The 4,566-nt window shown below is 39.9% G+C and carries 2 protein-coding genes; both read left to right on the top strand.

The window, feature by feature from the left end; genetic code table 11:
- Positions 1 to 2,366: ABC transporter permease (locus VF500_RS26015; protein WP_330862456.1), on the top strand; the 2,366-nt coding region annotated here is incomplete at its 5' end.
- Positions 2,367 to 2,476: 110 nt separating this feature from the next.
- Positions 2,477 to 4,566: ABC transporter permease (locus tag VF500_RS26010; RefSeq protein WP_330862455.1), on the top strand; the 2,090-nt coding region annotated here is incomplete at its 3' end.

The following is a 4,566-nucleotide window of genomic DNA, read 5'->3' as shown; positions in this document are numbered from 1 at the left end:
TGGTTATTTACTTTATAGGACATTTTGATTTTACATTTAATAAAAATTTTTATAACAGCGACCGGATCTATAGGGTAGTATCAAACTATACATTTTCGGGCGAAGAAGCACATAATCGCGGTGTATCCGGTGCAGTGCCCGAAGCCGTTCGGAACAATATAAGCGGAGTAGAACTGACTGCACCATTTTTTGAGCTAAGCCAGCCTAATATACTTGTTCCTGGAAAGGGCGGAGTGCCTGTTAAGTTTAAATTACAGGATAACGTAATCCTTGCCGATGGGCGTTATTTCAGCATGTTTAAGTATAACTGGTTAGCTGGTTCTGCGAAAACCGCCCTGAGCGCCCCAAACCAAACAGTATTGACGGCCGATCAGGCAAAAAAATATTTCCCTAAGCTTTCATACAATGAAATGATTGGCAGGGTTATTACCTATGATACCCTTAATGCGGCTATTACAGGCATTGTTGAGCCACTAAGAGGCAATAACGATTTTGCTTTTCATGACTTTCTTTCTTATTCAACCGCAAAAAACAACAAAGCCCTTGCCGATGAGTTGAGATTGAATGATTGGGGAGGCACTACCTCGTCATCCATACTTTTTGTTAAGTTAACACCAAATGCAACGGTTGCCAATTTTGAAAAGCAGTTGAACCTCGTTCTTAAAAAGAATAACCCGCCAAAGCAGGAAAACAAGGGGAACACGCGTAATTTTACTTTGCAACCGTTAAGCGATCTGCATTTTAATAACTTGTACTACACGTTTTCTTCGGGGCGGATAGCCGATAAGCCAACGCTTTATGGTTTACTGGCTATAGCAGTATTTCTGCTTTTACTTGGCTGTATTAACTTTGTTAACCTTACAACCGCACAGGCAACCCAAAGGGCCAAAGAAATTGGTGTGCGCAAAACCATGGGCAGCAGCAGGACACAACTTGTTGTCCAGTTTTTGTGCGAAACATTTTTTATAACCCTAATAGCGGTTATTATTTCGGCAGTCCTTGCTCCGGTTATCTTAAAGTTGTTTAAAGATTTTATTCCGGAGGGTATCAAACTCGATTTATTACATCAGCCAAACCTATTCATATTCCTTTTACTGTTAACCATTGTTGTAAGTGTTTTATCTGGTTTTTATCCCGCTGCTTTATTATCTGGCTATAAACCCGTTTTGGTATTAAAAAATCAGGCAACATCAAATAGCAGTAAAACTCGTAATGCATGGCTGCGTAAATCGTTAACGGTAACTCAGTTTGTGATTGCCCAGTTTTTTATAATGGCTACTGTGCTGGTAAGCAAGCAAATTCACTATGCCTTAAACAAGGATATGGGTTTTAAAAAAGATGCTATCCTGATCATTAACTCACCCTGGAAAAATCGTACTCTTAGTAAAAATCAGGCGTTTATGAATAAGCTGAAGGCGATGCCGCAAGTTAATTTGATTAGCGTAGGTAAAGACGCACCTTCATCAAGCGGCACCAATTCAACAGAGGCTACCTATAATGATGGTAAAAAGGAAATCAAACTTGAATTATACGAAAGGTTTGGTGATCCTAATTACATCAACGTATATAAGATCAAACTTTTGGCCGGACGTAATTTGCAATACAGTGATAGTACCAATGGTTTTTTGATCAATAATACGTATGCTAAACTCATCGGCTTTAAAAAACCTAATGATGCGGTTGGTAAATACATTGATAAATTTAATGGGGATAAAAGAATGCAAATTGTTGGTGTCGTTAATGATTTTCATTTAGAGTCGATACGTTCGGCAGTAAAGCCAACGTGTATCCATATTAGTAATAGCTATTATAATAATGGCACTTTCCATATAGCACTTAAGCCGCAAACTGCCGGAGGTGATGAATGGAAAAAAGCTATCGCATCGATGGAAAAAGCCTGGAAAGAAATTTATCCTGAAGATGATTTTGAATACCACTTTTTTGATGAAAATATCGCCAGGTTTTATGACGCCGAGCAACATACATCAACGCTGTTAACCTGGGCGACAGGCTTATCCATATTCATCAGTTGTCTTGGTTTGTTAGGTCTGGCAATTTATAACACAAACCAGCGTACCAAAGAGATTGGCGTACGTAAAGTACTTGGCGCTACCGTGGCGCAAATAGTAACGCTGTTATCAACCGAACTGGTGATGCTTATTGTGCTGGCTTTTGTACTGGTAACCCCGCTGGCCTGGTATGCCATGAACAAGTGGATGGAAACCTTTGCAGATCGTACCAGCATTAGCTGGTGGATCTTTGCAGCAAGCGGAGCAGGAATGCTGTTGACTGCGCTCGTTACATCGAGCTTCCAAACCATCCGTGCGGCGCTGGCAAACCCAACAAAGAGTTTGCGCTCTGAATAAATTTGCCATTGAGTCATTTGCTTCGCGTCGTTAAGTCATTTTTTTGATTGATGATTTAGAAGAGCAAATGACTTAATGACTATGTAATAATGACTCAATGACTAATTAATATGCTCAGGAATTATTTTAAAGTAGCGTTTCATAATTTAGGTAAGCACCGTACTATCAGTTTCATTAATATTGCCGGGCTTACTATTGGTATTACCGCGGCAGTATTTATTATGCTGTGGGTGCAAAACGAGTTTAGCTTTGACAATTACCATAAGGACGTTGACAATATCTACCGAATAAAAACCAAACTAAGCCTAACTAAAGACGAAGTGTGGGACTGGGAATCATCACCTTATTTGTTAGGCCCTATAGCCAAACAGGAAATACCGGGTATAAAGAATTATACATTTCTGTGGCCGGGATATATGATGACCGTACATCATAATAACCAGTTGATATCTGAAAAAAAGTATGCTTTTATAGATGCCAATTGGTTTAAAGTATTCCACTATGATTTTATTGATGGAAGTGCCGAAAGCTTTTCAAAGAATCCATTTAGTTTAATCCTGACACAATCAACCGCAAAGAAATATTTTGGCGATGGCGAAGCCGTAGGTAAGGTGCTGAAGATCGATTCAATGAACTACCAGGTACAGGCGGTAGTTAAGGATAACCCGGCAAACTCAAGTTTTCAGTACGATATGCTGATCCCGGTTGAAGCCAAACTAAGCGATGCCCATGAAAAAAGCCAGGCAAGCAATTGGGGCAACTATAGCGGGCTTACGTTTCTGAAACTGCAACCGGGAGTAAATATTAGGGATGTAGGCAAAAAGCTAACCCAAATTATCAGGAAAAATAATAAAGGTAGCGAAAATACAACGATGAGCGTAATCAGGCTTAAGGATATGCATTTTGAAAGCGGACTGCTAAGCTCATCTTTTGAGAATGGTAATCTGAAATTGGTTAACATATTCCTGATCCTGGCGTTCTTGCTTTTGGCTACAGCCTGTATCAATTACGTAAACCTGACCACTGCCAGGGCAAGCGTACGTTCAAAAGAGGTGAGTGTGCGTAAAATTGTAGGTGCAGGCAGGAGACAACTTTTTGCCCAGTTTATGTCTGAATCATTGGTGGTAAGTTTCTTAGCACTATTGTTTGCTGTTATATTTATCCAATTATGCCTGCCATGGTTTAACCAGGTTACCGAAAAGCATTTCGTACAACCACTAACATCGGGCATTACATGGCTGATATTACTGGGTACATTGGTTATTTGTTTCATTTTTAACGGGTTATATCCGGCTATACTATTATCGTCATTTAAGCCGTTAAGTGTTTTTAAGGGGCGGGCACTGTTAAATTTTAAGGATGGTGGCATTCGCAAAACTCTGGTTGTTTTACAGTTTGGCATATCGGTTATGCTCATTATCAGTACAATGATCATTTACCGCCAGCTTAATTTTATGCAAAAAGCTGATCTGGGATATAAACGTGAGTATGTTTTTGTAATGACCATACCATGGCAGGTGCTTGGTTTAGATGATAAATTAAGGGAATCGAAACTAATAAGCATCGCTAACGAGTTAAGGCAGCAAAGCGCAATAGGTGAAGTCTCCAGGTCTGCCAACGATGCTTTTTTTAATAATAGCAACAAAGTTTCGGGATCGATGGATTGGGAAGGCCGGCCGCAGGATTATAAACCTTCAGTTTCCACGATATCGGCCGACGAAAAGTTTCAACACATACTTAGTCTCAAAATGGCTGAGGGGCATTGGTTTGATAAAAATGGCTTGGATCAGCATAATGTAGTTTTAAATGAAACAGCGGTAAAACAGCTCAATATCCATAAACCTGTTATTGGGCAGCGGTTTAAGTTTAACGGCGACTCGGGTGTAGTTGCCGGTGTAGTTAAAGATTTTAATTTCAGAAGCCTTCACGAAAAAATAGGCCCAATGGTTATCAACAACCATACTGATTGGGCGCGTAGTTTTTATATCAAAACAACTCCTGGGAATGCTGCTGCAGCTATCAGGATAGCCCAAAATGTGTGGAATGAATTTGTGCCTGATCAGCCGTTTGATTATAGTTTTATTGATGATGGTTATAATAAACTTTACCATGCCGAACAGCGATCTTCAACACTGATAGCTGCTTTCGCTATCATAGCTATTTTAATATCAGCCATGGGCTTACTTGGCCTGGCCGCTTT

It is taken from the genome of Mucilaginibacter sp., assembly GCF_036383575.1.
In the GTDB taxonomy this organism is placed as follows: Bacteria; Bacteroidota; Bacteroidia; order Sphingobacteriales; family Sphingobacteriaceae; genus Mucilaginibacter.
This window is presented reverse-complemented; position numbering and strand designations above follow the sequence as displayed.